The 25,100-nt window shown below is 71.1% G+C and carries 22 protein-coding genes and 2 pseudogenes; 13 read left to right on the top strand and 11 right to left on the bottom strand.

The genetic code is table 11. From position 1 onward, the window contains the following. Nucleotides 1–388: 388 nt before the first annotated feature. Nucleotides 389–1,477: a PQQ-binding-like beta-propeller repeat protein gene (locus ABGB06_RS30915; RefSeq protein WP_347595663.1), complete on the top strand. Its 1,089-nt coding sequence runs from the start codon at nucleotides 389–391 to the stop codon at nucleotides 1,475–1,477. Between the two features lie 167 nt (nucleotides 1,478–1,644). On the opposite strand, the gene ABGB06_RS30910 is transcribed toward ABGB06_RS30915, so the two are convergent. Together ABGB06_RS30910 and ABGB06_RS30905 are read right to left on the bottom strand one after the other, a co-directional pair. Continuing rightward, the gene (locus ABGB06_RS30910) at nucleotides 1,645–1,821 is read right to left on the bottom strand and encodes a hypothetical protein (protein WP_347595660.1); all 177 of its coding nucleotides are present in this window, start codon (nucleotides 1,819–1,821) and stop codon (nucleotides 1,645–1,647) included. Between the two features lie 71 nt (nucleotides 1,822–1,892). Next, the gene (locus ABGB06_RS30905; RefSeq protein ID WP_347595657.1) at nucleotides 1,893–2,135 is read right to left on the bottom strand and encodes a hypothetical protein; all 243 of its coding nucleotides are present in this window, start codon (nucleotides 2,133–2,135) and stop codon (nucleotides 1,893–1,895) included. 407 nt (nucleotides 2,136–2,542) lie between these two features. Between ABGB06_RS30905 and ABGB06_RS30900 the strand changes: the two genes are divergently transcribed. After that, entirely contained in the window at nucleotides 2,543–3,883 is a 1,341-nt protein-coding gene (locus ABGB06_RS30900; RefSeq protein WP_347595654.1) for a PQQ-binding-like beta-propeller repeat protein, read from the top strand. 183 nt (nucleotides 3,884–4,066) lie between these two features. Here the strand turns inward: ABGB06_RS30900 and ABGB06_RS30895 are convergent, their stop codons facing one another. Both ABGB06_RS30895 and ABGB06_RS30890 read right to left on the bottom strand, forming a co-directional pair. Further along, complete coding sequence (locus tag ABGB06_RS30895) at nucleotides 4,067–4,894, bottom strand: class I SAM-dependent methyltransferase (RefSeq protein ID WP_347595652.1); 828 nt, start codon at nucleotides 4,892–4,894, stop codon at nucleotides 4,067–4,069. A 38-nt stretch (nucleotides 4,895–4,932) separates the two neighbouring features. Continuing rightward, on the bottom strand, nucleotides 4,933–5,625 hold the full coding sequence (locus ABGB06_RS30890) for a haloacid dehalogenase-like hydrolase (protein WP_347595649.1): 693 nt from the start codon (nucleotides 5,623–5,625) through the stop codon (nucleotides 4,933–4,935). Nucleotides 5,626–5,716: 91 nt separating this feature from the next. Here ABGB06_RS30890 and ABGB06_RS30885 point away from each other — a divergent pair, with 91 nt between their 5' ends. The 5 genes from ABGB06_RS30885 to ABGB06_RS30865 all read left to right on the top strand — a co-directional run bounded on the left by ABGB06_RS30885 (nucleotide 5,717) and on the right by ABGB06_RS30865 (nucleotide 8,549). After that, entirely contained in the window at nucleotides 5,717–6,919 is a 1,203-nt protein-coding gene (locus ABGB06_RS30885; RefSeq protein WP_347595646.1) for a helix-turn-helix transcriptional regulator, read from the top strand. Nucleotides 6,920–7,209: 290 nt separating this feature from the next. After that, nucleotides 7,210–7,563, top strand: coding sequence for a hypothetical protein (locus tag ABGB06_RS30880; protein WP_347595643.1), 354 nt, complete (start codon nucleotides 7,210–7,212; stop codon nucleotides 7,561–7,563). Beyond that, nucleotides 7,556–7,735 carry a hypothetical protein gene (locus tag ABGB06_RS30875; protein WP_347595641.1) on the top strand — a complete coding sequence of 60 codons (180 nt, stop codon included), beginning with the start codon at nucleotides 7,556–7,558 and terminating at the stop codon, nucleotides 7,733–7,735. The genes ABGB06_RS30880 and ABGB06_RS30875 overlap by 8 nt, the downstream gene beginning before the upstream one ends. Further along, nucleotides 7,725–7,952, top strand: coding sequence for a hypothetical protein (locus ABGB06_RS30870; RefSeq protein WP_347595639.1), 228 nt, complete (start codon nucleotides 7,725–7,727; stop codon nucleotides 7,950–7,952). Before ABGB06_RS30875 ends, ABGB06_RS30870 begins: the two co-directional genes overlap by 11 nt. A gap of 150 nt (nucleotides 7,953–8,102) precedes the next feature. After that, nucleotides 8,103–8,549 carry a hypothetical protein gene (locus ABGB06_RS30865; protein ID WP_347595636.1) on the top strand — a complete coding sequence of 149 codons (447 nt, stop codon included), beginning with the start codon at nucleotides 8,103–8,105 and terminating at the stop codon, nucleotides 8,547–8,549. A 109-nt stretch (nucleotides 8,550–8,658) separates the two neighbouring features. On the opposite strand, the gene ABGB06_RS30860 is transcribed toward ABGB06_RS30865, so the two are convergent. Beyond that, nucleotides 8,659–9,888, bottom strand: a complete 1,230-nt coding sequence (locus ABGB06_RS30860; protein WP_347595633.1) for an exo-alpha-sialidase — start codon at nucleotides 9,886–9,888, stop codon at nucleotides 8,659–8,661. 381 nt (nucleotides 9,889–10,269) lie between these two features. On the opposite strand from ABGB06_RS30860, the gene ABGB06_RS30855 reads away from it, so the two are divergent. Then, the gene (locus tag ABGB06_RS30855) at nucleotides 10,270–11,277 is read left to right on the top strand and encodes a LacI family DNA-binding transcriptional regulator (RefSeq protein ID WP_347595630.1); all 1,008 of its coding nucleotides are present in this window, start codon (nucleotides 10,270–10,272) and stop codon (nucleotides 11,275–11,277) included. Between the two features lie 11 nt (nucleotides 11,278–11,288). On the opposite strand, the gene ABGB06_RS30850 is transcribed toward ABGB06_RS30855, so the two are convergent. From ABGB06_RS30850 to ABGB06_RS30830, 5 genes are all read right to left on the bottom strand, one after another. Then, entirely contained in the window at nucleotides 11,289–12,971 is a 1,683-nt protein-coding gene (locus ABGB06_RS30850; protein ID WP_347595627.1) for a DUF4038 domain-containing protein, read from the bottom strand. A 94-nt stretch (nucleotides 12,972–13,065) separates the two neighbouring features. Next, a complete protein-coding gene (locus ABGB06_RS30845; protein WP_347595624.1) occupies nucleotides 13,066–14,133 on the bottom strand; it encodes a glycoside hydrolase family 43 protein in 1,068 nt (355 codons plus the stop codon). Between the two features lie 218 nt (nucleotides 14,134–14,351). After that, entirely contained in the window at nucleotides 14,352–15,464 is a 1,113-nt protein-coding gene (locus ABGB06_RS30840; RefSeq protein WP_347595621.1) for an SGNH/GDSL hydrolase family protein, read from the bottom strand. Nucleotides 15,465–15,791: 327 nt separating this feature from the next. Continuing rightward, a complete protein-coding gene (locus tag ABGB06_RS30835) occupies nucleotides 15,792–16,781 on the bottom strand; it encodes a PHB depolymerase family esterase (RefSeq protein ID WP_347595618.1) in 990 nt (329 codons plus the stop codon). A 71-nt stretch (nucleotides 16,782–16,852) separates the two neighbouring features. Then, a complete protein-coding gene (locus ABGB06_RS30830) occupies nucleotides 16,853–17,989 on the bottom strand; it encodes an endo-1,4-beta-xylanase (protein WP_347595615.1) in 1,137 nt (378 codons plus the stop codon). Nucleotides 17,990–19,097: 1,108 nt separating this feature from the next. Between ABGB06_RS30830 and ABGB06_RS30825 the strand changes: the two genes are divergently transcribed. Continuing rightward, nucleotides 19,098–19,814, top strand: coding sequence for an SGNH/GDSL hydrolase family protein (locus ABGB06_RS30825; RefSeq protein ID WP_347595612.1), 717 nt, complete (start codon nucleotides 19,098–19,100; stop codon nucleotides 19,812–19,814). A gap of 110 nt (nucleotides 19,815–19,924) precedes the next feature. On the opposite strand, the gene ABGB06_RS30820 is transcribed toward ABGB06_RS30825, so the two are convergent. Continuing rightward, entirely contained in the window at nucleotides 19,925–20,779 is an 855-nt protein-coding gene (locus ABGB06_RS30820; RefSeq protein WP_347595609.1) for an AraC family transcriptional regulator, read from the bottom strand. 66 nt (nucleotides 20,780–20,845) lie between these two features. On the opposite strand from ABGB06_RS30820, the gene ABGB06_RS30815 reads away from it, so the two are divergent. The 4 genes and pseudogenes from ABGB06_RS30815 to ABGB06_RS30800 all read left to right on the top strand — a co-directional run. Continuing rightward, nucleotides 20,846–21,802 carry a DMT family transporter gene (locus ABGB06_RS30815; protein ID WP_347595606.1) on the top strand — a complete coding sequence of 319 codons (957 nt, stop codon included), beginning with the start codon at nucleotides 20,846–20,848 and terminating at the stop codon, nucleotides 21,800–21,802. Nucleotides 21,803–22,028: 226 nt separating this feature from the next. Next, the gene (locus tag ABGB06_RS30810) at nucleotides 22,029–23,540 is read left to right on the top strand and encodes a family 43 glycosylhydrolase (RefSeq protein ID WP_347595603.1); all 1,512 of its coding nucleotides are present in this window, start codon (nucleotides 22,029–22,031) and stop codon (nucleotides 23,538–23,540) included. A 133-nt stretch (nucleotides 23,541–23,673) separates the two neighbouring features. Further along, nucleotides 23,674–24,171 (top strand): annotated as a pseudogene (locus ABGB06_RS30805) (RICIN domain-containing protein); the annotation flags it as partial. A 24-nt stretch (nucleotides 24,172–24,195) separates the two neighbouring features. Continuing rightward, nucleotides 24,196–25,074, top strand: a pseudogene (locus ABGB06_RS30800) (family 43 glycosylhydrolase); the annotation flags it as partial. Nucleotides 25,075–25,100 lie beyond the last annotated feature (26 nt).

The following is a 25,100-nucleotide window of genomic DNA, read 5'->3' as shown; positions in this document are numbered from 1 at the left end:
GCCGCGGTCCGTCAAGGGGTCGAGTCCGCAACGGTGCTTGCCGCACCAGTGCTCCGTGCAACCGCTGCGGGCATGGGCGCGTCGGGATGGGTAAGGGAGGGACCTTCGGGGGGAGTTACGCATGGCGGGGCGGGTTGGACGTGGGGCGCGGCTGGCGGTTCTCGGGGGTGTGCTGCTGGCGCTCCTCGTGGCGGGTGGTCTGCTGCTGGTGAACAGCGACACCGATGGCGAGGAGCCGGCCGCGGGCGGTGGCGGTCCCGGCGGGTCGGCGGGGCCCGAGGGCGTCATGGAGACGCTCTGGCGGACCGGACACGTGGCCGGTGGTTACCCCGCGGCCCAGGGCAGTGTGGAGATCTACCGCGTCTGGCGGTCGGACGGGGTGGTCGTCATGATCACCAACGGGGGTGTGTGGGGCTACGACGGGGAGTCGGGGGAGGAGCTCTGGCGGCTCGAACACCCGGAGGGCGGCGATCTCGCCCCGTGCGCGGCGAGCGAGGGCGTGAACGGTGCGGGCGTCGGCGCTTTGCTCTATCAGACGGAGGATGGTCCGGGGGATCTCCCCAACTGCACGGTGCTGGCCGCCGTTGACACCCGCCGTGGCGAGGTGACGTGGAGCGAGGACCTGACGCGAACCGACGACGTCGCGGTCGGCTACAACATCGAGGTGCCGGTCACCGTTGGCGAGCGGGCGATCACCGTGGATCTCGGAGGGGCACACGACCTTGAGCGATTCGCCGTGGCGGACGGCGAGGAGCTGCCGGAGCCGCAACTGCCGGACGGGGACTGCGACTGGGCGTGGGCCACGTGGGACATCGCGGTCGAGCACCTCGTCGCGAGGGCGAGGTGCAGAGGAGAGAGCGGGTCTCAGCTGGCAGTGTTCGACGCGGAGACCGGCGAGCAGCTGTGGAAGCGGTCAGCAGCAGACTCGACGCTCGTGGACAGTCTCTTCGTCACGGACGACCCGCTGACGCTGAGCTCAAGCACCCGGTTGACGGTGTACGACGACAACGGGGAGGTGCGTAGCGAGATCCCCCTCGATGCCATCGACGCCGATGTGGAGATCGGCTCGGACGAGTGGAGAACCGCCTTCGAGACGGTGGCCTACCACGTCACCGACTCTCTGGTGATCACGCGGAGTTCCAACGACACCCCCACCGAGGACATCCTCCGCGGCTTCGACGCGGCCACCGGCGAGGAGCTGTGGGAGCGGGATCTCCCGGAGGAGAGGGCCCTGGTCGGTGCCGTGGACGAGGTGCCGCTGGTGTTCTACGAGGCGGCCGAGAACGGCGCGATCTACCACCATGTCGCTCGGCTCAATCCGGAGGACGGCGCCCTCGTCGAGGAGGGTCTCCTTCCGCGGGATGCCGAACCGAGCTTCATGAACACGGACCAGCTGACCTGGGACGAACGGACCATGTACGTGTTCAGACTGTCCCCACAGGGCACGAAGGTGGGGCTGTCCGCCCTGCGCCGCTGACGGTCACCCCGCCGGCTGTGCAACGCGTGCCGGTCAGCGTCCGGGAAGGGCGGGGGAGCGCTCCGCTCCGACGCGGCCCAGCCCTCACCCCGCCACCCGTCAAAGGTGTGCCGTCGCTCACCACCGAAGAACACCGGGGTCCGCCGACGACCAGCGTCGGGTCTTCGTCACGATGCCGTGACCTGCATGATGTACACGCATTCATGCCGGGGTCGACGAGCTAGGCGAACATCCCGCCCCGCGACGATGGCGTCGCCGCCCTTGAGCGGGCCACCCTGATACGTCGTGCCGTCGAGGTAGAGGGCCGCGGCGGCACGGACCAGTTCCTCTGCCTTCTTCTGCACCTCGGCGATCAGGGCCGGAGGGCGCCCGCGATGACGGCTTGCTCGCTGGGCTCGTACTCCCATCGACCAGCTCACGCGGCTGCCTGGCGTGCCTCGTTGACCACTGCCCGGAGCTCGTTCATCGCTTCCCGCAAGCGAGGATCCTCTCGGTCCAGAGTTTGAGCGGCACACTCTGCGGCCTGGCGGCGTGTGGCCAGGTCCGGCCGCCGTTCGATCTCCACCTCGCCCGCCCAGATCGTCAGCCAACTCCGGATGGGGCTGATGCTGTCGTGCTGGGCAGCGAGGGCAAGAGCCTCCTCCTTCTGCCGCTCCATCTCGACCAGGCGATGCGGAGCCAGGCGAGCGAGGGCCAGCCGCAGGGCCCCGGGGGTACGTGAGGGCCGCGAGATGAGCTCCTCCGGCCGAGCGGGATCGGGGCACGTGTCCATGTGTACTGCCTCGTCCGCTATGTGGTCGATGTGCTGGGGGCCAGCCTAGCCGTGGTGGGTGACAAGAAGGGGTGATCAACGAACGGGAACCTGCCACCTGGCGCCTGTGGACGCGTCTGTCCACGCCGACGACACGCTCTGGTGGTAAAGCGTGACGCACCGCGCCTCGCCGCCGCTATCCGTCAAGAAGGTCGGGTTCGCAACGGTGCCTGCAGTATCGAGTGTCTGTGCAACCGCACTGGGCATGGGCGCGTCGGGGCAGGTAAGGGAGGGACCTTCGGGGGGAGTTGCGCATGGTGGGGAAGTTGGGGCGTAGGACGTGGCTGGTGGTTCTGGGGGGTGCGCTGTCGGCGCTCCTCGTGGCGGTTGGCGTGGTGCTGGTGAACGGCGACACCGGGGACGAGGAGCTGACCGGGGGCGGCCCCAGCGCGCCGCCGGAGGGCGACGCGGTGCTGGAGGCGCTGTGGCGGACCACGCCGGTGGACGTGGGCGAGGCCGACCTCGGGGAGGATTTCCAACGCGTCTGGGCGTCGGACCGGGTGGTCGTGCTGCTCACCAACGCGGGTGTGTGGGGCCACGACCCGGAGTCGGGCGAGGATCTCTGGCGTCTCGAACACCCGGAGGGCGGCCACCTCGTCCCGTGCGCCACGAGCGAGGACATGAACGATCAGGGCGTCGGCGCGGTGCTGTTTCGGCCGGAGGGCCGCACGAGCTGCACCGTGCTCGCGGCCGTCGACACCGGCCGTGGCGAGGTGATGTGGAGCGAGGAGTTGCCCAGCACCGACAACGACCCCGACGAGGATGTGCCGGCCACCGTGGGGGAGCGGGCGATCACCGTGGATCTGGAAGGGTGGGGGCTGCCCACGCCTCGCCGTTTCGCCGTGGCGGACGGCGAGGAACTGCCCGAGTTGCCGGGTGGCGAGGACTGTGTCCGGGCGTCGACGCCCTTCTGGGACATCTCCGGTGAGCGCGCCATCGTGCGGGGCGGGTGTCAGGTCGCGGGAGAGGTTGAGGGTCGGCTGACGGTCTACGACACGGAGACCGGCGACGAGCTGTGGACACGGTCGGTAGAGGATAGGCGGTCGGTCACCGACGGTTCCGTCGTCACGGGAGAGCCGCTGATTCTGATGACCCCGGACAGCTTCCAGGTGTACGACGACGACGGAGACGTACGCAGCGAGATCCCCCGCGAAAGCCGCGCCGACCTGGAGGCTGGCTCCGACGAGTACGACGCCGCCTACGAGACGTCTGAGTACCACCTCGCGGACTCGCTGTTGATCACGCGGAGTAGGAACTCCGACGAGGAGCCGGACATCATCCGTGGTTTCGATGTCGAGACCGGCGAGGAGCTGTGGGAGCGGGAGTTCCCGGAGGGCCGGGGCCTGGTAGGTGCCGTGGACGAGGAGCCGCTGGTGCTCCACGAGGTGCTGGCGGACGAGGGGTACCCCTACCTCAATATCGCCCGGCTGGATCCGGCGGACGGCACGCTGAACCTCCAGGGACTCCTCCCTCAGGACGCCGAGGACAGCTTCCTCTACCTCACCGACGTCATGGAATGGGACGAACAATCCCTGTACGCGATGGAGTTGAACGGGGCAGCCCGCACGTTCCGTCTGGTCGCCATCCGCCGCTGACGGCACATCGTGCGTGGTGTGTCCCATCAGACAGGACACACCACGCACGAGATCGCCCAGCGCTCCGTACCTCTGGTTCGGGTGGCGGACACGTGGACGCCCTCCGCGCGCAGGACCCCGAGCAACCCGACCGACACCACCTGACCCGGCCGGGCCGCGTCCCTCATATGCGCGGTGGCCGACTCATCCGCGATGGGCCACGGCGAGCATGTGCGAGCTGGCTGCCAGGAGTTCGGGGAAGGGCTCGGCCATCTGCGCGGCAGCCAGCGCGGACTCGAACAAGGGCGTGTCGACGACGGAGACACCCGTGTGCCGCTCGGTGGCCGCGAGCATGGCCCAGGCCGGGCCCTCGACGCCGAAGACGTGGGCGCCGGTGAATCCCGCCCGCGTGACTTCGGCGTGCAACTCCTGCCCGCTGTGGAAGTACGCCTGGGTGAACGCGCGCTTTCCGTCATGGATCTTCGTCTCGAGAACGCGCGTGACGCTCTCGCGCATGGCCGGGGTGTGCAGATGAGAGAACGCGGCGTGTTCGAACAGGCTGGCGTAGCAGCTGATGCCGGCAGCGGCCAGCAGTCCGCCCGGGCAAAGGACTCGGCGTGCCTCGCGCAGGGCCTGGCGGCGGTCCTCGGCCTCGATGAGGTGATAGAGCGGGCCGAGTAGCAGCACCACATCGCATGAGGAGTCGCCGACGGCGAGTTGCCGAGCGTCCCCGAGCTCCGCCGTACAGCCGGACACCCGGCCCGCCTGTTCGACATGCCGTGGCACCGGGTCGACCAGGTGCACCTGGTACCCGTTCTCGGCGAGCCACCGTGCGTGGATCCCTGGACCACCGCCCACATCCAGGATCCGGGCCGGAGCGGGCGGCAGGTAGCGGCGCAGCAACTCCTGGGTGCGCAGCAGTTCCAGCCGGCCGTCGGCGGTGGTCGTCAGGCGGTCGGCCTCGTTGACCGTGGTGGCGTAGAACCGCATCACTTCGGGCGCCAGCACGGGCACGGGTTCGGCTCGGGTCATGGGCGCATTGTGTCCCGTGAGCAAGAGGCCGTTCGTCGTCACGTGAATGAGTCGTCCGCGATCACGAGCTTCATCACCAACTCGTTGTCGGTCAGATCTGGCAGGGTGGTGATGGCGCCAGCCGCACGGAGGTCTGCTTCGGAACTGCGGCCCGAGGCGACGCCGATGACGCGGACGTTGTTGGCCAGTGCCCCGGCGACGTCTGCCGGAGTGTCGCCGATGAGGACGACCCGACCCTCAGATTCGCTGTGCCGCGCACGGCGCAGGGCAGCTTGAACCAGCGGTGGCCGGGTGTCGCTGTCTTCGCCATAGGCACCGATGTCCCAGACGATCGGACCGTCGAGTCCGAACACCCGCAACTTGACCTCGGCCGACACGCGGATGTTGCCGGTGACCACAGTCTGGCGCATGCCCGGGACGCCTGCCAGCGCGCGAAGCGCCGATGCCGCGCCCGGGAGCGCGTGCCCCCGTTCGCGAATTTCCACCGCGCGGTTGAGGTGCTGGGCGCCCAGGGCAACCGCGAAGCTCTCGAAGTCCTTCCGGGTGGTGGTCAGACCGTGCAGAGCCGCCGTCTCGCGGAAGATCACGCGGTCGGTCATGCCGTCAACCGCCGCCTGCTGCCTCATGCGTACGCCGGTGACCTGTTCGAAAGCAGCACCGAACAGGTCCCGACCAGAGCCGCACATCGAGATCAAGGTGTGGTCGATGTCCCACAGCACCAGCCAGGTCATCTCATTCCCCTGCCCCGATCGGCCCACGTCACTTCTCGGCACTCCCTGTGCTTCTATGCTGACTCTACGGCCTCGCAGAGTGGGGGATCGCATGGCAGCGTCCGGATTCGAACTCGGGAAACGCCTGCGTGCGGCGCGGGAGAAACAGGGGCGATCGCAGGTTGCCGTTGCCGGCCTGTGCGGGATCACAGTTGATTACCTGTCACAGATCGAACGCGGCCTCAAGCTACCGTCACTCACAGTGCTTTCCTCCCTTGCCAGAGAGGTCGGGACTCCGCTGTCCGTTCTTCTGGGCGAGCCCGACCAAGCCGCACCCAGTGGCTCCGGAAGTGCCACCTCGGTCGTCGAGGGACTGCTCGGTATCGGTCCGGCGGCTGTCAGTGGCGGCGACCCACTTACTTCTGTCGTTCTCCGCGATCGCGTGGAGCAGGCATGGCGGATGTGGCAGACATCCCCCCAGCGTTTCACCGTGGCAGCCGCCGTACTGCCAACCCTGATTGCTGAAGTGGAGTGCGCACGGCGGGCCAGTGCCACAGCGACGCCCGACGAACGACGCGAAGTCCTCCGATGCGCCGCCGACCTCTATGGGCTTCTCCGCTCCTACTGTCGCCGTACCGGACGCTCCGACCTGTCGGTGATGGTCGCGGACCGGGCGTTGCGAGCTGCCGAAGAGGCCGATGACCCTGTGCGGATCGCCGCAGCGCACTGGAACCTTGGCCATGTGCTCCTCGGCGACGACCGCCCTGACGACGCCGAGCACGTGGCGCGGCAGGGGCTGAGCCAGCTCAAGGAGTGTCCGGGGAACCAGGACTCCAAAGCGATGCAGGGCGCTCTGGAACTGGTGGTCGTTCTCAGTCGGACTCACCGTCGCGAATGGTGGCCGGCTCGAGAGCATCTGGAGAAGAGCGCCGCTCCCCTGGCCGATAACGCGGGCGAAGGGAACACGATGTGGACGGTTTTCGGACCGACGAACGTGAAGCTGCACCTCCTGACCATCGAAATGCGGGCCGGGGAGACAACCGAAGCCCTGCGCGTTGCCGACCAGGTGAGTACGGACGTCTTACCCTCCCGCGAGCGGCGGTTCACCTTCACCCTTGACCTCGCACGCTGCTACGACCTGCGGCGCGAGGACACCGCTGTGCTGCTCCACCTCATCGACCTGGAAGAGATGGCCCCGGAGGATCTGGCGCGGAGCCCGGAAGCACACGCCATCGCACACCGCCTGGTCAGGCGGGTGCGCCCCACGTACCGCAGGCAGGCGAGCTCGCTGGCGCAGCGCATGGGCGCCCTCTGAGCAGCCGTCCCCGTGGTCGACCCGAACTGAGAGTTCGGGTCGGTTCGTCGACGGCGGCCTACGGTCCCTCCACCGACCTGAGCAACGGAGAGGGGCCGTCGTGTCGCCCGGAATTCTGCGTGACGCTGCGTCTCAACGCGAACACCGTGCCTACGTGCACAACATGTCCGGACGGGTAGCGCTGACCGACGTGGTGGCAGATCTCGGGCGGGTGCTGCGTCATGCCTGAGTCTGCCGGGCCACCAGCCCGTCCGGAGTGGCTGCCCGATGTCCGCCAGGGTGTTCGTGCGGTGCCGTGTGGGAGGTGGTGGGACGCCGTCCAGCTGGCCGCGTTCGACGCTGTCCTGGTCATCAATCTGATGCAGCACCGCTCCGGCCCGGCCATCGAGGACCAGAACGAGGACACCGTCACCTGGCTGGTGCCCGTCCGCACGACCGACGGCTGGCGGATCCCGAGCGTCACAGTCCTGGGCCGGGGACAGCAGATCCATGTCCCCCCGCCCCGTTGGGCCACGTCCCGGCGGTGGCTGATCGAGCCGCCGGTGGTCGGGGACTGCCTGACCAGCCCGGAGTTGCTGCGCACCGCCCTCGCCACGGTGCTCGGCTCGCCCCGCCGGGGGGATGGCGAGGTGCGCGGTGCCTGAGCCGATCGACTGGTCGGCGGGGACACCGGATCACATCCGCAACCCGATCCCGCATCACGAGCGGTGCGCCTGTGGCGGGTTGCTCACCGAGGCGGAGCGCGAGCGGCACGACTGCCCGGGCCCGACGGGCGTGGGCGTGGAGACGGTGCGGGATGGCGTTGATGCCGCGTAAGCAGATGCCGGCCATCGCCCGCGACGAGGCCGTGGCCCTCTACCGAGGCGGGCGGTCGATGAGTTCGCTGGCTCGGAAGTACGGCGTGTCCGCCGGCAGGCTCACCCGCCGGTTCCGGGAGTGGGGTGAGCCCGTGCGCGACCACGCCGCCGCCCAACGGGCCCGACGTGGGATGACTCTGGCCGAGTGGCGACGGCGCGTCGACCTCCCACCCTGACCAGGCGCCCGTGGTGGCCAGACGAACGGGTCTTGAGACGGACGCAGCCGGCCCGGAGCCGGATAGTGTGGCTGCGCTCCGGCAGCGGGATCGGCCGCGGGCCGGGCGGAGGTGTTCGTCCGCTGCATGCCGACCGTCAGGAGTGGAGCCATGCGCGCGAAGCGCCGCAGGCTGGTGTTCGAGGCCGTCGGGCCCTTGCTCGAACCGGGGGAGCCGGTTGAGGTGACGGCCATCGTGAACCTGAGCACCGTCTCCGCTGCCCGGGTCGTGGCGACGAGGGCCGCCTCCGCGGCCGTGTCCACGGTGCTGACCCTCGGGGCGCTGACGACGATCCCGAGGCGGGCTCCGTTCTATCTGGTGATGACCGACCGTCGGGTGTTCGTCTTCGGGACGAGGGGGGCGAACGAATGGCCGGGGGATCTCCAGATGACGATTCCGCGCGCCGGTCTGGTCCGCTCGAAGGTCAGGGAGCGCCTGCTCAACTCGTTCTTCGTCGTCCTCTCGCCGGGCGGCGAGCAGGGCTTGAAGATCATCTTCCCGTTGCCCCACCGCGGGGCGCGCCGCGCGATGGCGGCGGCTTTGCCCGAGGTCAGCTGACCGCCGCCGAGATCGTGGGCGTCGTTTCATGGGCCCTCGGCGTCCGGCGCGGTGCGCCGAACGCCGAACGCCGAGGGCTGATGCGGCGCACGCGGATCCACGGGAAGGTTCAGCCGTTGAGGATCCAGGAGAGGTTGAAGCGGCGCCAGACCATCGCACGGTAGGAGTCGGGGCCGGTGGTGTCGTTGAAGAAGTCGGTCTCGACCAGGGCGCCGATCTTCCAGTCGGCGGTCTTGGTCATGCAGGAGTAGCCGCCCTCGTAGCCGACGCCGGAGACCGGGACCTCCTCCAGCAGCCGGCTGGCGGTGTACGTGCGGGCGTCGGCGTCGTAGCTGATGCGCACCCGCATCGCCCGCCGGCTGCTGGTCGAGGCCGAGTTCAGGAAGATGGTGCGGGCCGGGGCGTCGATGTTGTAGGCCAGCACGCTGCCTTGGCATCGTGGGTCGGGCAGGCCGGTGTCGGTGCCGAACGCGCCGAAGCCGCCGAGCGTGCCGCGGGCCACCTGGCGGTAGGTCTCCTCGCCCGGCCGGTCGTTGCGGTACAGGTTCCCGTCGGGGGTCTGGGCGATGGTGCCCTCGCTCTCCGCGCCGCTCAGGCTCTGGTAGGACCAGGTCCGGTTGCCGGGGGAGCCGCGGCCGACGATGTTGCGGCCCTGGGCCGGCACCACCAGCTCGCCGGAGCGCAGGGCGATGCCGTTGCCGGGGCCGACGGCGTCCCACGCCCAGCCGCTCGGGGTGAGTTGCGACGTCAGGTTAACGGGCGTTGACCAGGTGTTTCCGTCGTCGGTGCTGGTGGTGAGATAGAGATGGCGCCGGCCCTCGTCGGTCGAGTCGACCTGCCTGGTGCGGGATCCGTCCGGCAGGAGTTCGTTGCCGAGGAAACTGCGGTCGCCCGCGTTCCACGACAGGAAGAGGTAGACGGTGTTTCCGTCCACGACCGGGGTGGGATTTCCCCAGGTGCCGGTCCCGGAACCCACGACTTCCCTCAGCCCTTCCCAGTCGCCCGGCGTCGCCCCGTGGTTGGTCGTCGTCGTGGTGCGCTTGTAGACGAGGTTGATGTCGCCGTAGTCGCGGTTGAAATGTCGGCGTCCCTCCGCGAAGGCAAGTATTCGTCCGGTGCTGGTGGTGACGACCGCGGGAATTCTGAAGGAATGGAATCCGACGCCGGAGGAGAGCTCGTCGGGGGAGGACATGTTGGCGCTCCTGAACAGGGGGAACACCTCGTGGTACGGGGTGGCAGAACCGGCGGGATCCTCGGCCGCCGAGGCCACGTGGCTGGATTGCGTGGCGAGGGCCAGGGCGGTGCCCAGGGGCACCGACATGAAGGTGCGGCGTTTCACGTCAACTGAACCCTTTTCTTCCGAGGCTCACGACCGCGCGGAATTCTGACGCGCTCGTCCGGATACGGAGACAGCGCCGCGTGATCGGTGGGGGAGCCGAGGGAAATCCTGAAATCAGGAAGGACGGTGGTGCGGCGGTGCATGGCTCGCGACGGCGCTGGACCGGGCTCGGAGAAGGCGGCCCGGTGCATGCCGGAGTGGGTGTGGCGTGACCCTGACAATATAGGTCGAGACCAATCGACTGTCCAGAGCCGGAAAGGTGACCTGACCTGGGCTCGTTCACATTTCCATTGGAATGACCTTTGGAAACGCGGCGAAACGCGGCGAGTCCACGGCGGCGCGGGCCGGTCGGCCGGGTGGGCGTCGGTGGATAATCGGCGCATGGTGACGATGAGCGACGTCGCGAAGGCGGCCGGCGTCTCCCCCATGACGGTGTCGAATGTCATCAACGGCCACCGGTACGTCAGCGACGAGACGCGACTCCGGGTGACCGAGGCGATAGACCGTCTGGGGTACCGGGTCAACGTCGCGGCCCGGAACCTGCGGGCCGGCAGCACGGGCGTGATCGGCCTGGCCCTGCCCGACATCGACCAGCCGTACTGCGCGCAACTCGCGGCCCAGGTCGTGGTCGAGGCGGGGCGCCGGGGCTACCGGGTGGCCATCGAGCAGACCGGCGCCTCGCGACAGGGCGAGGTGGACGCCCTGGTCCACTCGCGGCTGCGGATGTACGACGGCCTCATCATCAGCACCGTGGAGCTCGGCGACGCCGACGCGCCGACGTTTCCCACCGACTTCCCCGTGGTCGCGCTCGGCGAGCGGATCCGCGGGCGGGCTATCGACCACGTGTCGATGGCCAACTTCGAGGGCGCCAGGGACGTCACGCGGCATCTGGTGGAGGCCGGCTGCCGTCGCATCGCGATCGTCGGCGGCCGGACGGACGACGACGAGGGCGCGGCCCCGCTGCGCACCGCGGGGCATCTGGCGGCGCTCCGCGAGGCGGGCATCGCGGAGCGGGAGGAGCTGGTGGTGCCCTGCCCGTTCTCCATGGCCGCCGGCGCCGACGCCGTGCGGGGCCTCGTCGCCGCGGGCGTCCGGTTCGACGCCGCCATGTGCCTGACCGACTCGATCGCGGTGGGCGTGCTCCGGGGCCTGGCCGACGAGGGGCTGGCCGTGCCGGACGACGTGCTGGTCACCGGGTTCGACGACATCGGCCAGGCCGCGTACACCGTGCCGTCGCTGACCACCGTGGCGCCGGGCCACCAGGAGATGGTGGCGGCGGCCCTCGACATGCTGCGCGCGCGCATCGACGCCCCGCGGGGGGACGGCGAGGGCAACGCGTTCGTCGGACCGCACCGGGTGGTGGTCCGGGAGTCGACCACCCGCGGCTGACGGCCGGCGCCTCAGGATCGCCCGGAGCTGTCCGCGCTCTCAGGGCCGTCGTCCCCCCATCCCGCGTAGCAGAGATAGACGCGCGGCTCACCGCCCGGGTCGGGGACGGTGGAACCGGGCGTCTCGCGGACGCCGGCGGCCGTGATCCGGCCGGTGCGTGGATCCACCACCCGGTAGGGCAGGGGGACGACGCCCTCGGCCCAGGGCGCGAACCGGAGGTCGCCGCCGCGCTCGCCGTAGCCGACGTAGAGGGTGCCGGGGGACAGAAGCCCGCGCGGGGCCGTGGTCAGGGTCCAGCTGGGGCGCAGGTCCGTGGTGGGCAGCCCGGCCAGGACGCGGGAGATCATGCCGACATGGCCGGAGCCCTCGAAGTCCAGCGCCTCGCGCCAGCCCGCGCCCTCGACCAGGAAGAACGGCTCGTGCCCCGGTTCGCCCGGGCGCAGCACCCACTGCCACAGGCTGCCGGCGCCGTAGACCACGCCCATGGTGCCGCCGGCGCACAGGTTGCTCCACGCCTCGTGCCCCTGCCACCAGCCCGCGGCCTTGCCGCGCCGGCCCGAGTGCTCGTACGTCGGCTCGCCGTTGGCGACCCCGCGGGCCGGCTCGTTGCGCCACATGTCGGCCACCCGTTCCGGCACGTGATCGCCGCCGTGGCCGGTCTGGCACCACTGGAAGTCCAGCCAGGGCGCGTCCTGGTGGGCGTTGGCGACGGTGTGCGGGCGGTAGTGGATGCCGCAGGGCTGGCCGTAGGCGTCCCACTCCTCGATCTCCCGCCCGCCCGCCTCGACCTGCGGCTCCCGGCCGCTGCCGTCCGCGCCGACCAGGTAGACCACCGGGTCGGCGCCGTAACGGGCCACCAGATAACGGCAGTAGCGCGCGTACGCGGCGGGCGGGACGACCGTTCCCGCGACCGAGAGCCCCTTCCAGCCGAAGCCCTGGAAGACCGGCTGGAGCACCGGGACGATGCCGTGGTCGGTGAGGATCGCCAGCAGCCGGTCGAGGTACTGGAAGTAACCAGGGTTGAGCTCGTCGAGGCCGCCGTCCGCGAGGTCCTCGAAGGCGACGTCGAAGCCCTGGTCCGCGGTCCGGTCCCGCGGCCCGCGGGCGCCCATGTCCGGCTGAACGCTCATCAGCAGCGCGGCGTTGAACCCCTTGGCCGCCCGGTCGGCCGCGTAGACCCGGACCTGCTCCTCGGTGGCCCGCCAGGGCAGGGCCCAGACCGTGTCGCCGACCAGCAGCGCCGGCGTGCCGTCGGCGTGCACCAGGCTGCGCCCGCCGGGCGACATCCGCCAGAACCCGTGCCGGCGGAACGGGCCGTCCCCGGCGACCGCGCCGGACTCCGCGCCGGACTCCGCGCCAGGCTCCGCGCCGGACTCCGCGCCAGGCTCCGCGCCGGCCCGGTCGGCCTCCGCGCCGGCCCCGTCGGTGACGGACAGTTCGCCGGTGCGGCCGGCCAGTCCCGGGTCTGCGACGTCGGCCTCGGTGCGCCAGCGCCACCGGCCGCCGGCCAGCGGGGAGGCGAAGCGGACGCGCCAGGTGCGGCCGCCGTCCCAGAAGGCGGGGCGGCGCAGCGCCGCGCCCGAGTCGTGGACGAAGTCGGCCCACACCGCCACTCCGGCGTAGGCGTCGGGGTGGTCGTGGGCGGCGGTCAGGGTGATCTCGGCGCGCTGCCACGGGGCGATGCTCTGGTGCACGGTCGCGGGTCCTCGGTCGTCCTCGGTCGTCGGCCGTCACGGCCCGTTGGTGGTCGGTGGGTGGTGGGGTGCTGGTGGGGGCGGGGTGGGGGTGTCAGTCGCCGCCGTCGAGGTCGGTGCGGCGCCGCCCGAGCTCGAACCGGTCGCCGGCGTCATGCAGTTCGTACAGCTTGGCGCGGGTGGACGGGGAGCCGAAGGGGCGGTGCAGGATCATCAGCAGGGTGCCGTCGAAGGCGCGGAACGGCATGCCGTGCCCGCTGTCGCCGTCCACCAGCACCGGCCGCTGCTCCCAGGGGCCGGCGAGCGTGCCCGACGCCGAACGCGCCTGGGTCTGGGCGTAGTACTGGGCGCCGTTGGGGCCCAGCCAGGTGGACCACAGCATCAGCAGGTCGCCGGTGCGGCTGCGATAGAACTCGCAGCCGTCGGTGACATAGGTGAGCCCGCCGGCGTCGGCGGTGATCAGCTGGTTGATGCCCAGGGCGTCGGACGCCTTGAAGAGGTGCACCGGATCGCCCACCGTTCCGGTGAGGTCCGGGGTGAGCCGGACGGCCTCCATCGTGCCGTCCAGGCGCTGCAGCCACTCGTGCGCGTAGACGAGCCACGGCTGCCCGCGTTCCACGAACAGCGTGCCGTCCAGGGCCATGAACGTGTCGGGCGTGTGCGGGCGGTCCCGGTTCAGCGGGGTGAACGGGCCGTAGAGGGAGTCGCTGACCGCGACGATGGTGCCGCGCCGGTACGTCCGGATGGGCACGTCCGGCGGCGCGGCCAGCTCCTGCTCCTCGTCGTGCAGGGTGGTGAACAGGTACCACTTCCCGCGGTACTCGTGGACCTCGGGCGCCCAGCCGCCGTCCTTCGCCCAGTTGCCGTCAGGAACCCGGAAGACGACGTAGGGACCCTGCCAGGAGACGAGGTCCCGGCTGCGGTACATCATCGTCCCGGTGCCCGAGACCCCGCTGGTCTCCGGCACGTTGGTGATGTACAGGTGGTAGGTGCGGCTGCGCCGGTCCGCGACGACGAACGGGTCGTGCACCCAGACGTCCTTCAGCCGCAGTCCCGCCGGCGGTTCGCCACCCGGGGCGGCGAACGCGGCGTCGCCCAGCAGGGGAGTGGCGGCGGTGGCCCCGGCCGCGCCGATCAGAGCTCGTCTTCCCAGAGATGTCATGGACGGCTCCCCATCGCCGATCGGTCACACGAGAGCCGGGCAAACACGACCAGTTTGCGCAAACGCGCGCCGCCCGACGCCCACAAGTATGAGTTCTCGGTTTCGGGGGTCAATGGCTGAGGCGAAAGTTGTTCGGATCCGTGGCGCCTGTTCGGCATGCCGGACGAGTTGGAGGGTTCGGTCGGCTCGCGGTCGGCTCGGTCGGCTCCGACCGAGCGTCACCAGTCGAGCGGCAGGGTGGCGAGATGGTCGTCGAGCAGGCCCGAGATGATCCGGTGGTCGTGTAGCGAGGGGTGCCAGTCGCAGCCCAGCCGGTCCAGGGCCGGATCGTCGTAGTACCAGTAGCTGACCCGGTCGTCGCCCTGGCCGTTGCGGTCCTCGGCGACGCGGCGGACGGTGTCGGGGAACGTGCTGTCGCTCCCGGCGGGGGTGGCGCTGACCACGAGGAACGTCTCCGGGCCGTACCGGGCGCGCAGCGTGTCGAGGAAGCCGTGGTAGGCGGACTCGTAGTCGGCGACCAGGGCGTTCTGGGTGGCCCACCGCTCGCCCGCGTTCAGGGGCGTCGAGAAGTCGTTGATGCCCAGCCCGACCACGACCAGCCGCGGCCGCCAGGTCGCCGGCACCGTCCAGACGTCGCCGGCGACGGGCAGCAGGGCCCGCTCGTAGTAGGTGCGGAAGCTGGTGTCAGGGCTGTGGCCGTTGTAGTTGCGGACCATGCCGAGGCCCGAGAAGGCGGTGATCTGGGCGTCGGCGTCGAGGCCGCGGGCGGTGAGCGCGCCGAAGGCGAGGTCGGCGTTGGTGTTCCGGTTGACGCCGCCGTTGCTCGAACAGTCGCGGGTGGTCGAGACGTTGCCGTAGCCGGCGGTGTAGGAGTCGCCGATGAACTCGATCTGCCGGCTCCGCGCCGGCGGCGGGGCGAGGATCTCGCCCCCGGACGCGGCGACGAAGCCGCCGAACCGGCCCGCGGCCCAGGCGCTCTCCGTGCGCTTGACCAGCCGCACATCGTGCTCGGCGTCGGCGAGGCCCTCGACCCACGAGGTGGTCCGGCCCGGGGTGACCAGGGTGGCGACGGTCGTGCCGTCGACCTGGACGTCGTAGTCGTTGTCGGCGTCGTCCAGCACCACGCCGACTCCGGTGCCGCGGAACCGGCCCTCGAAGGAGACGCCGGGCCAGGAGTACTCCACGGAACCGTCCGCGGTGGCCCGGACGCGACCCACCGTGTGGAACGGGGCCGGCGCGCCGGACGCCGGCGAGGGAGCGGCGACGGCGGTGACGACGCCCGCGGCGGCAGCCGTCAGCAACGTCCTCCGGGACACACGACGGATCTGCATGGGGCCGTCCTTCGCTCTGGTCGAACTCGCTGCCGGTCGAACTCGCTGCCGGTCGACGGGGGATCCTGGCGGGGGTCATCCTTCCGTGGTCCGGCCCGGAGGGCCATGGGGCCTCCGCCGCCCGTTGTTCGCGGCCCGTTGTTCGTTGCTCGTGCACCGATGACCGGGGTTCACCCGCGCCGCCGCCCGCGGCGCAGGCGAACCCCGGTGTACCCGTCGCCCTGGCGTGGCGAGTTGTGGTTCGGCCAGGGCGGCGGGGGCGTGGGGCGCCGGTGATCGGGCGGGCGAGTGAGCGCTGTTCCTCGCGCGCCTCAGGGCGTCACCACCTCATGGGGCGCTGTCCAGGCCGAAGAACGCGATCACCCGCGGGTCCAGGCCGCCGGGCAGGCCGTGTCCCGAGCCGGCGAAGCTGTTCGCCTCGACCGTGGCCTGGGTGCCGGTGCCGCCGTAGCGGGTGCGGGTCAGGCCCTGCTGCGGGCTGTCGCTGAACTCCGGGGTCTGGCTCAGGCCGTGGACGTTGGTCCACTGCTTGATCTCCTCGGTGAAGTTCTGGTAGGCGAGAATGTCGTCGACGGTGCCGTGCCAGAGCTGCATCCGCGGGTACGGGCCGGTGTAGCCGGGGTAGGCGGCGCGCACCAGGTCGCCCCACTCCTGCGGCGTGTGGATGATCCGGCCGCCGGAGCACTCGCTGTTCCACTCGGAGCCGTTGGTGGTCGCGAAGCAGCCGAACGGCACGCCCGAGGACGCCGAGCCCGCCGCGAAGACGTCGGGGTAGACGCCGAGCATGACGTTGGTCATCATCGCGCCGGACGAGGCGCCGGTGACGAAGACGCGGCTGGTGTCCGCGTCGTAGGTCTCGACGGTGTGGTTCACCATCGACATCAGGCCCACCGGATCGCTGCCGCCGCCGCGGCTCAGCGCCTGGGGCGAGGAGACGTCCCAGCACCTGCTGCTGCGGGTGGCCGACGGGTAGATCACGATGAAGCCGTACTGGTCGGCCAGCGAGGCGAACTGGGTGCCGGAGTAGTACGCCTCGCCCGTGCCGGTGCAGTAGTGCAGGGCCAGCAGCACCGGCGGCTGTTCGGCCACGGAGTCCGGCACGTAGATCTGCATGCGCAGATTGGTGGGATTCTCGCCGAAGTTGGTGACCTCGGTGAGCTGAGCCGCGGAGGCCGGGGGCGCCGTCGCGGTGAGGAACGTCGCGGCCAGCAGTGCCAGCACCGCGCCGAGGAGCGTCGCGCGGGCGGAGCGCTGCCGCGGGTGGGGCCGGGGCGCGGACTCGGCGGCGGGTTGCGGGGGTGCGACAGTCTGGGACACGTCGTCGTCCTCTCGTGTCTGCGGCTGGTGGGGGTCGCGGGAAACCGTGGGGAACCGCGGGGAAACGGCGGTCAGGTGATCTGCTCGGTCGCGGGGCCGCTCTCCCGCCACGCGGCCGGGTGGTACGCGGCCGCGGATCCGTTCCCCGGTGCGTCGCCGTCACCGCCGCCGTGGGTGGTGGTGGCGGCGTTCAGCGCGTCCAGAACGGCCTGGTAGGCCTGCTTCTTGTTGTAGTTGGAGTCGAAGAGCAGCGGGGTGCTGCTGGCGCGCCAGGAGTACTTGTCGGTGATGCCCCAGACGGTGATGCCGTTGCAGCGGGACACCGCGACGCAGGCCCGGGTGACCTGCCCGTAGACGTTCGCCTGGGACGACCCCGAGCCGCCGACGTCGAGTTCGGTGATCTGCACGTCGACGCCGAGGTCGGCGAAGCGCTGCAGGTTCTGCTGGTAGCTGCTGAGGTTGGCGTTGGAGTCGAGGTGGGACTGGAAGCCGACGCAGTCGATGGGCACGCCGCGGGAGCGGAAGTCCTGGACCATCCGGTAGATGGCGTCGCTCTTGGCGTTGATGCCGTCGGTGCCGTAGTCGTTGTAGCAGAGCGTGGCGTTGGGGTCGGCGGCGTCGGCGGCGCGGAAGGCGTCCTCGATCCAGCCGTCGCCCATCTGCTGCTGGAGGTTGGACTGCCGGCGGCTGCCGTCCCATTCGAACGCCTCGTTGACCACGTCCCAGGAGTCGATCTGGCCCGCGTAGTGGCTCGCGACGCCGGATATGTGGTTGAGCATCGCCTGGCGGAGGTTGTTGCCGGTCAGGCCCTGGACCCAGCCCGGCTGCTGGGCGTGCCAGACCAGGGTGTGGCCCCGCACCTCCATGCCCTGGCTCTGCGCGTGGCGCACGAGTTGGTCGCCGCCGCTGAAGTTGAACTGGCCCTGGTTGGGCTCCGTGGCGTCCCACTTCATCGCGTTCTCGGCGACGAGGCTGTTGAACTCCCGGTTCAGCGTGGAGGCGTAGCCGGACTCCCCGAGGAAGTTGGGGGCGACGGCGGCGCCGTAGTACCGGCCGCTCTCGGCCGCGGCGGCGCCGAGCGTGTCGGCGGCCTGGGCGGTGCCGGCGAGGGCCACCACGCCGGTGGCCGCGAGTCCGGCGGTCGTGAACGCGGCGAGCACGGCTCTGGCCCGACGGCGCGTGCGTTGCGCGGGTGAACTGCTGTTCATTGCTACCCCTTCGACTTCCGGTGGCGAGACAGGCGGTTGCCTGTCCGGAACGGTGACGGGCTAGCGCGCCGCGGCGGGGGAGCGCACCGCGGACCGGCGACGAAGCCGGGCGGTGTCGCGGAACGACCTGCTGCGGCGTGCATGGGGCCACTCCATGGCGGCTCGGCCGGAGGGGCCCTACCCACACACGGACTTACGGCAGCCTGGCGCGTGGGGGGAGCCTCACCGGAACGGGAAACGGGTGGTGCGCGTGCCGTTCGTGAGCGGCCTGTGGGGCGGGCACATACCGAGACGGTCAGTCACGATCGTTCGACCGATCGAACGTTGACCGGCTGTTCAGACATCAGGATCATAGACAGCGCCGGGGTGGCGTCAAGCCCTCTGCCGGGTTTTCTTTCGGCAATCTGAACGAATGAATCTGGATCTCCTCCGCGACCAGGTGTCTTGAGTCCGGCGCCGGAGCGCGGCGCCGATGTGGCGGGAAAGCGTCGCTCGGAAACGATCGGAGTGAACGCCGTAATGATCGGGGTGCGGCCTCCGTCACCAGGGAAAGTCCTCGCCCGCGCCGTCCGCCGCCCGCCCGCGCGGCGGCCGTTCACCGCGGGCGCGGGGCCGGGTAAACCGGACAGTTCCTGGAGTTCGGCTGTCCGGGGTGTTGCCCAGGCCCGGCGGGGCTCCTAGATTGGGAGCGCTCCCACGAAGGTTCGTGGGACCCCGCGCCACACGCCCAGTCCGCCAAGGGGCCGGAGGACTGGTCGTTGCCGCACCACCGGAGGAAGAGGACTCGCAGTCCCGCTCCACACAAGGAGATTCCCTTGACGGCCTCATCTCTCGTCACCCCGCCGGCGGCTCCGCCCGCTCCGTTCGCCTCCCGCGTGACCGCCGTGCCCGGCGCGACCGCGGCGGGCGTTCCGCCCAGCGGCGGCGCCTGACCCGTACGGCCGCCCGGAGCCTCCGTCGCGGGCACCCCCACCAGGACGAGGTCGGGGGCCGTTTCCGCCGGGAGCCGGGGTGCGTCGCGTCGCCCGTGCCGCTCCGGGCGCCCCGACCTCTTCCCTCGTCTGCCGCGGCATCCCACCGCTCCCCACGACAACGACAAGGAAGCCCCATGACCAGCAGGCGACAATTCCTTCTCGGCGCCCTCGCCCTCGCCGCGGCCCCCACCGTCGTCGGCGCCGCCGCCGGCACCGCGCACGCCGCCGGTGTGCGGATGATGCCGCTCGGCGACTCGATCACCGACGGCTTCAACGTGCCGGGCGGCTACCGCGTCGACCTCTGGCAGAAGTTCCTCACCGGCGGACAGGAGGTCGACTTCGTCGGCTCGATGTCCAACGGCCCGAGCAGCCTCACCGACAAGAACCACGAGGGCCACTCGGGCTGGACCATCGCCCAGATCGACAGCAACATCAACGGCTGGCTCGCCACCTACCAGCCCAACACCATCCTGCTGCACATCGGCACCAACGACATGTACGGCAGCGACCCCGGCGGGGCACCGAACCGGCTGTCCGCCCTGCTCGACCGCATCACCGCGCAGTCCCCGAACGCGGAGCTCTTCGTGGCCACCATCGTCCCGATCTCCTTCGCCGACGGGACCGTCCGCACGTTCAACGCCCAGATCCCGGGGATCGTGCAGAGCAAGGTCAACGCCGGCAAGCGCGTCCACCTGGTCGACATGTACAGCAGGCTGACCAACGCCGACCTCGCCGACGGCGTGCACCCCAACGCCGGCGGCTACAGCAAGATGGCCACCGCCTGGTACGAGGCGCTCCTCTCGGTGCCCGGCAGCATCGGGAACGCCGCGACCCCCGCCCCCGCGCGCTAGCGCGGACCCTTCTCGCCCCGCCCCTTCCCGGCACGAGAGCCCCCCTCGGGCCCCGGAGGGGGCGGGGCGTCCTCGCCCCGCCGACCTGGGCGGACGGACGGACGGTGGGGTCAGGCCCGGCCGCGTTGGAAGACGCCGGGGGTGATGCCGTAGACGCGCTTGAACCAGCGGCCGAAGTGCGCCTGGTCCGCGAAGCCGGTGGCCGCCGCCGCGTCGGCGGGCGTGGCGCCGTCGGACAGCAGCCGGCGCGCCCGGCGGAGCCGGAGCTGGCGCTGGTAGTCGCTCGGCGGCATGCCGAACTCCGCGCGGAAGGCCCGGTAGAGGGCGAACCTGCTGCATCCCGCGGTGCCGGCCAGCTGTTCGGAGGTGACGGCCTCCGCGCCGCTCTCGTGCAGCAGCGCGTGCGCCCGGCGGGCCGCCTGCCGCTGCGCGCGCCCGGCCAGGGTGTGCATGCGCGGGGCGCGCGTCGCGCCGCGTTCCGCCATCGCGACGACCGTGGCGGTGAGCAGCTCGTCGCGTTCGAGAACGTCGCTGGCGCCGCTCACCAGGGCGGCGTGCAGCCGGGCCAGCGCGCCGGTGAGCACGGGGTCGGTCAGCACGGGCCGCACGAAGAACGGCAGGGCCGCGGCCTCCGCGTCGGCCGTTCCCGCCGCGTCGGCGGCGTCGGCGAGGATCTCGCGGATGAGCGACGGGCCCAGATGCACGATGCGGTAGTGGTACCCCAGCTCCGCGGCCGACCTGCCGTCGTGCGCCTCGTCCGGATTGAACGCCATCACCATGCCCGCGCCGCTGGTGTGGTCCGCGCCGCGGCAGCGGAACCGCTGGGCGCCGGCGTCGGTGATGCCGAAGGAGTAGGCGTCGTGGCTGTGCAGCGCGTACACGTGGTCGCGGAAGCGGGCGTGCATGGCCTCCAGCGGTCGTGCCTCGTCCCGCCAGTACCGCACCCAGTTGACGCCGGTTCCCATGCCCCGATTGTGGGACGCGCACCAGCCTTCAAGCCAGAGCGTTCCGCTGCGGTCAGAGTCACATCCATGAGCACGCGACGCGGGTCCACCAGCCCCTACCTGCTCCTGATGACCACCATGGTCCTGTGGGGCAGCGCCTTCTCCAGTTCCAAGGCGGTGGTGGAGCACGTGCCGCACGCCGCGGCCGCGCTGCTGCGTTTCGGCGGTGGCGCGATCGCCCTGCTGATCGCCCTGTCGCTGTTCGGCGGCCGGCGGCCGAGCGGCGCGGCGGGCGGTGGCCGGCGCGCGGCCGCCGCGGGCGTGCTGGGCGTCTTCGCCTACAACGGCTTCTTCTTCTGGGGCCTGTCGCTGGCGCCGTCGCTGGACGCCGGCATCCTGATACCGGTCATGAGCCCGGTGCTCACCAGCGGCTGGCTGCTGGCGACGGGCCGGGAGCACGCCTCGGCCGGGCGGCTGGCCGGCCTCGGGCTCGGGCTCGCCGGGGCGGTGATCTTCTTCCTGGGCGCCGGCGGCACGTCGGGAGGCGGCTCGTCGCGGCTCGCGGGCGACGCCCTCTTCCTGCTGAGCGCCGTCTGCTGGGCCGCCTTCACCCTCGCCGGGCCGCGCGTGCTGGCCGGCGTCGAACCGTTGCGCGCGACGACCTACGCCACCTGCGCGGGCGCGTTGCTGCTGGGCGTGCTCGCGGCCCCGGACCTCGACGCCGTGGACTGGGGCGAGCTGCCGGCCGGGGTCTGGCTGAACACCGCGTACCTGGCCGTCGGGTGCGCCGCCGTGGCCAACCTCCTCTACTACCGCGGGGTGGCGGCGGTGGGGCCCGCGAAGGCGTCGCTGATGATGTTCAACGTCCCGGTGATCAACACCCTGTGCGCCACGCTCTTCCTCGGCGAGACCTTCGGCGTCCTCCAGGGCACGGGCGCGCTGGTGCTGCTCGCCGGCGCGGTGCTCGCCGCCACCCGGAGCCGGACGCCCCGGCCCGCGCCGGCTCCGCGCGGCGCCACGGGACCGGCCACGCCGCCGCGGTGACCACCGCCGGCGGAGCCGCTCGCCTGGTGCGGGACAAGTCCGAGGTCCGTCGGAGTCATTGACGAGCGGTGGAGGAGCCCTTATCTTCTTCGCGATATTACGAACGGTGTTCGAAATATCGAAACTCCCTCTCGCCGCCCCCACCTTGGTAGTCGGAGCCGTCCCGGTTTCACACGGCGCGGTTCCGTCGCCCTCCGGCACCACCGTGACCCGAGAGGAGACCCCCATGCGCACCCGAAGGAACCACGTGCCGTGGCGCCTGAGAGCCGCGCTGCTGACGCTCGTGCTCGTCGCGGCGTCGTTCTCCGTGTCCGCGCCCCAGGGATCGGCGGCCGCCACCGCCTACCCGCCCTCCGCCGCGGCCGCCGCGTCGTTCACGAACCCCATCAACAGCACCGGTCCCGACCCGTGGATGACCTACCACGACGGCAACTACTACCTGATGACCACGCCCTGGAACGGGCCGCTGACCATGCGGAAGGCGCCCACGATCGCCGCGCTGAAACAGGCCGCGCCCGTCCCGATCTTCGACGACTTCCCCGCGGACCGCTGCTGTTGGGTGTGGGCGCCGGAGTTCCACCTCGTGGACGGGCCGAACGGCCCCCGGTGGTACGTCTACTACTCCGCGGGCACCGGTGACATCGAGACCCAGCGGGTGCATGTGCTGGAGAGCGCGGGCACCGATCCGATGGGTCCCTACACCTACAAGGGCATGGTGTTCGGCGCCAACGACTGGTGGGGCATCGACGGCAGCGTCGTCACCATCGACGACCGGCTCTACCTCACCTGGTCCGGCGTGCCCACGCCCCAGTGGGCGGGGTCGGACCCGAGCATCTACATCGCCGAACTCGGCAACCCCTGGACCGTCACCGGACCGCGCACGGCGATCTCCACCCCCACCCTCGACTGGGAACGACAGGGCACCCCCATGAACGAGGGGCCCGTCGCCCTCCAGCACGACGGCGACACCTTCATCGTCTGCTCGGCCAGCGCCTGCCAGACCCCCGACTACAAGCTGGGCATGCTCACCTACACCGGAGGCGACGTGCTCTCGGCCGAGTCCTGGGCCAAGCACCCGCAGCCGGTCTTCCAACGCGACGACGCCGACGGCGTCTACGGCCCGGGACACAACGGGTTCTTCACCTCGCCGGACGGCACCGAGAGCTGGATCGTCTACCACGGCAACGACTCGGCCAGCCAGGGCTGCGGCAGCACCCGCACCACTCGCGTCCAGGAGTTCACCTGGAACGCCGACGGCACGCCCGACTTCGGCACCCCGGTGGCCAACGGCACGGTGCTGGAGCCGCCGTCCGGCGAGCCGGAGGTCACCTACCACGCCGTCGCCAACGCGCGCAGCGGCAAGGTCATCGACGTCCAGGCGCCCAACACCGCGGACCGGGCCGTGATCGGCCAGTACGCGCCGAACGGCTCGGCGTGGCAGAAGTGGCGCTTCGTCGACGCCGGCGACGGCTACTACGCGCTCGAGAGCCTCAACAGCGGCAAGTGCCTCGACGTTCTCGACTTCTCCACGGCCGACGGCGCCGCCGTCATCCAGTGGCCCTGCCACGGCGGCACCAACCAGGAGTTCCGCCTGGATCCCGTCGGCGACTCCTTCCGGTTGGTCAACCGGAACAGCGGCAAGTGCCTGCGCGTCGCCGGCGGTTCCACCGCCGACCTGGCACCGCTGGAACAGCGCGCCTGCGGTAGCGACGACAGCTACCTCTGGTCCCGCGCCTGAACCACTCCCCGGGGGAACCGGGGGACGGCAGCCGAGCCACGGGACGGCCCGTGGCCGTCGCTCCGCCGTCCCCCACCCACTGATCGCCGGTCCCGGAGTCGACCCGTCAGCAACACCCACAGGGAGGACACGCATGCGCAATCCGTTACGAATGATCGTGACCGCGGTGCTCGCACTGCCGCTGGCCCTGGCCGGTGCCACCCCGGCCACGGCCGATCACCACCTCACGGACGGGGCGTCGGTCACGCTGGTCGCCGCCCATTCGGGGAGGTGCGCCGACGTCATCGGCGAGTCCACCGCCGACGGCGCCGAGGTCGGGCAGTACGACTGCACCGGCGGGCTGAACCAGCTGTGGCGCCTCCGCGACCTCGGGGACGGCCACGTCCAGCTGTCCCCCCGCCATTCGGACCAGTGCCTGGACGTTCTGGACGCGTCGACCGCGACCGGCGCCCAGATCGTCCAGTGGCCCTGCCACGGCGGGACCAACCAGCAGTGGCGGTTGCGGGACGCGGGGAACGGCCTCGTCGAGGTCGTCGCGCGGCATTCCGGCCGGTGCCTCACGGTCGCCGACGGCTCCACCGCCAACAGCGCCCGGCTCCAGCAGGGGGAGTGCGGCACGGGCGACGCCGTGCGATGGGAGCTGGGCCTCGTCTCCAACCCCGCGCTGCCGGGCCTGTTCGCCGACCCGAACCTCGTGGTGTTCGGGGACACCTACTACCTGTATCCGACCACCGACGGTTTCGCCGGCTGGTCCGGCACCCAGTTCCGGGCCTTCTCGTCCCGGGACCTCGTCCACTGGACCGACCACGGCGTGATCCTCGACGTGGCCGCCGACATCTCCTGGGCGGACAACAGCGCCTGGGCGCCGGCCATCGCCGAGCGGAACGGCAGGTACTACTTCTACTTCTCCGCCGGGCGCGCCAGCGGGGACACCGCGAAGCAGCTGGGCGTGGCGGTGTCCGACTCCCCGACGGGGCCGTTCGTCGACGCGCTCGGGAGGCCCATGGTCGCGGCCGGCAGCCACAGCGGCCAGATGATCGACCCGGCCGTCTTCACCGACGCGGACGGCCGGTCCTACCTGTACTGGGGCCAGGGCGCGTCGCACCAGGTGCCGCTCAACGCCGACATGGTCTCCTTCGATCCCGGCCAGGTGCGCACGTACGACCCCGTCAACTACAACGAGGGCAGCTTCGTGGTCAGGCGCGGCGACACCTACTACTTCATGTGGTCGGAGAACGACACCCGCAGCGAGGACTACCGGGTCGCCTACGCCACCGGGCCCTCGCCCACGGGGCCCTGGGGCGAACGCGTCGGGCTGATCCTGCAGAAGGACCTCGACCAGGGCATCAGGGGCACCGGCCACCATTCGGTGGTCCAGGTCCCCGGCACCGACGAGTGGTACGTCGCCTACCACCGGTTCGCGATTCCCGACGGTGACGGAACGCACCGGGAGACCATGATCGACCGCCTGTTCTTCGACGCGGACGGCTCGATCCGCCCCGTCGTGCCGACCCTGGACGGCGTGGACCCGCTCCAGCCGAACCAGGCGCGGAACCGTCC

Source organism: Streptomyces sp. B6B3 (assembly GCF_039871525.1).
In the GTDB taxonomy this organism is placed as follows: Bacteria; Actinomycetota; Actinomycetes; order Streptomycetales; family Streptomycetaceae; genus Streptomyces.
The sequence above is the reverse complement of the archived record's forward strand: the minus strand, read 5'-3'. Positions and strand labels throughout refer to the sequence as shown.

Bases quoted from the DNA above. Each gene is read 5' to 3' on its own strand.
- ABGB06_RS30915 (WP_347595663.1), top strand. From the start codon at position 389: ATGATCACCAACGGGGGTGTGTGGGGCTACGACGGGGAGTCGGGGGAG.
- ABGB06_RS30905 (WP_347595657.1), bottom strand. From the start codon at position 2,135: ATGGAGCGGCAGAAGGAGGAGGCTCTTGCCCTCGCTGCCCAGCACGAC.
- ABGB06_RS30900 (WP_347595654.1), top strand. From the start codon at position 2,543: ATGGTGGGGAAGTTGGGGCGTAGGACGTGGCTGGTGGTTCTGGGGGGT.
- ABGB06_RS30895 (WP_347595652.1), bottom strand. From the start codon at position 4,894: ATGACCCGAGCCGAACCCGTGCCCGTGCTGGCGCCCGAAGTGATGCGG.
- ABGB06_RS30890 (WP_347595649.1), bottom strand. From the start codon at position 5,625: ATGACCTGGCTGGTGCTGTGGGACATCGACCACACCTTGATCTCGATG.
- ABGB06_RS30885 (WP_347595646.1), top strand. From the start codon at position 5,717: ATGGCAGCGTCCGGATTCGAACTCGGGAAACGCCTGCGTGCGGCGCGG.
- ABGB06_RS30870 (WP_347595639.1), top strand. From the start codon at position 7,725: ATGCCGCGTAAGCAGATGCCGGCCATCGCCCGCGACGAGGCCGTGGCC.
- ABGB06_RS30865 (WP_347595636.1), top strand. From the start codon at position 8,103: ATGCGCGCGAAGCGCCGCAGGCTGGTGTTCGAGGCCGTCGGGCCCTTG.
- ABGB06_RS30855 (WP_347595630.1), top strand. From the start codon at position 10,270: ATGGTGACGATGAGCGACGTCGCGAAGGCGGCCGGCGTCTCCCCCATG.
- ABGB06_RS30845 (WP_347595624.1), bottom strand. From the start codon at position 14,133: ATGACATCTCTGGGAAGACGAGCTCTGATCGGCGCGGCCGGGGCCACC.
- ABGB06_RS30840 (WP_347595621.1), bottom strand. From the start codon at position 15,464: ATGCAGATCCGTCGTGTGTCCCGGAGGACGTTGCTGACGGCTGCCGCC.
- ABGB06_RS30830 (WP_347595615.1), bottom strand. From the start codon at position 17,989: ATGAACAGCAGTTCACCCGCGCAACGCACGCGCCGTCGGGCCAGAGCC.
- ABGB06_RS30825 (WP_347595612.1), top strand. From the start codon at position 19,098: ATGACCAGCAGGCGACAATTCCTTCTCGGCGCCCTCGCCCTCGCCGCG.
- ABGB06_RS30820 (WP_347595609.1), bottom strand. From the start codon at position 20,779: ATGGGAACCGGCGTCAACTGGGTGCGGTACTGGCGGGACGAGGCACGA.
- ABGB06_RS30815 (WP_347595606.1), top strand. From the start codon at position 20,846: ATGAGCACGCGACGCGGGTCCACCAGCCCCTACCTGCTCCTGATGACC.
- ABGB06_RS30810 (WP_347595603.1), top strand. From the start codon at position 22,029: ATGCGCACCCGAAGGAACCACGTGCCGTGGCGCCTGAGAGCCGCGCTG.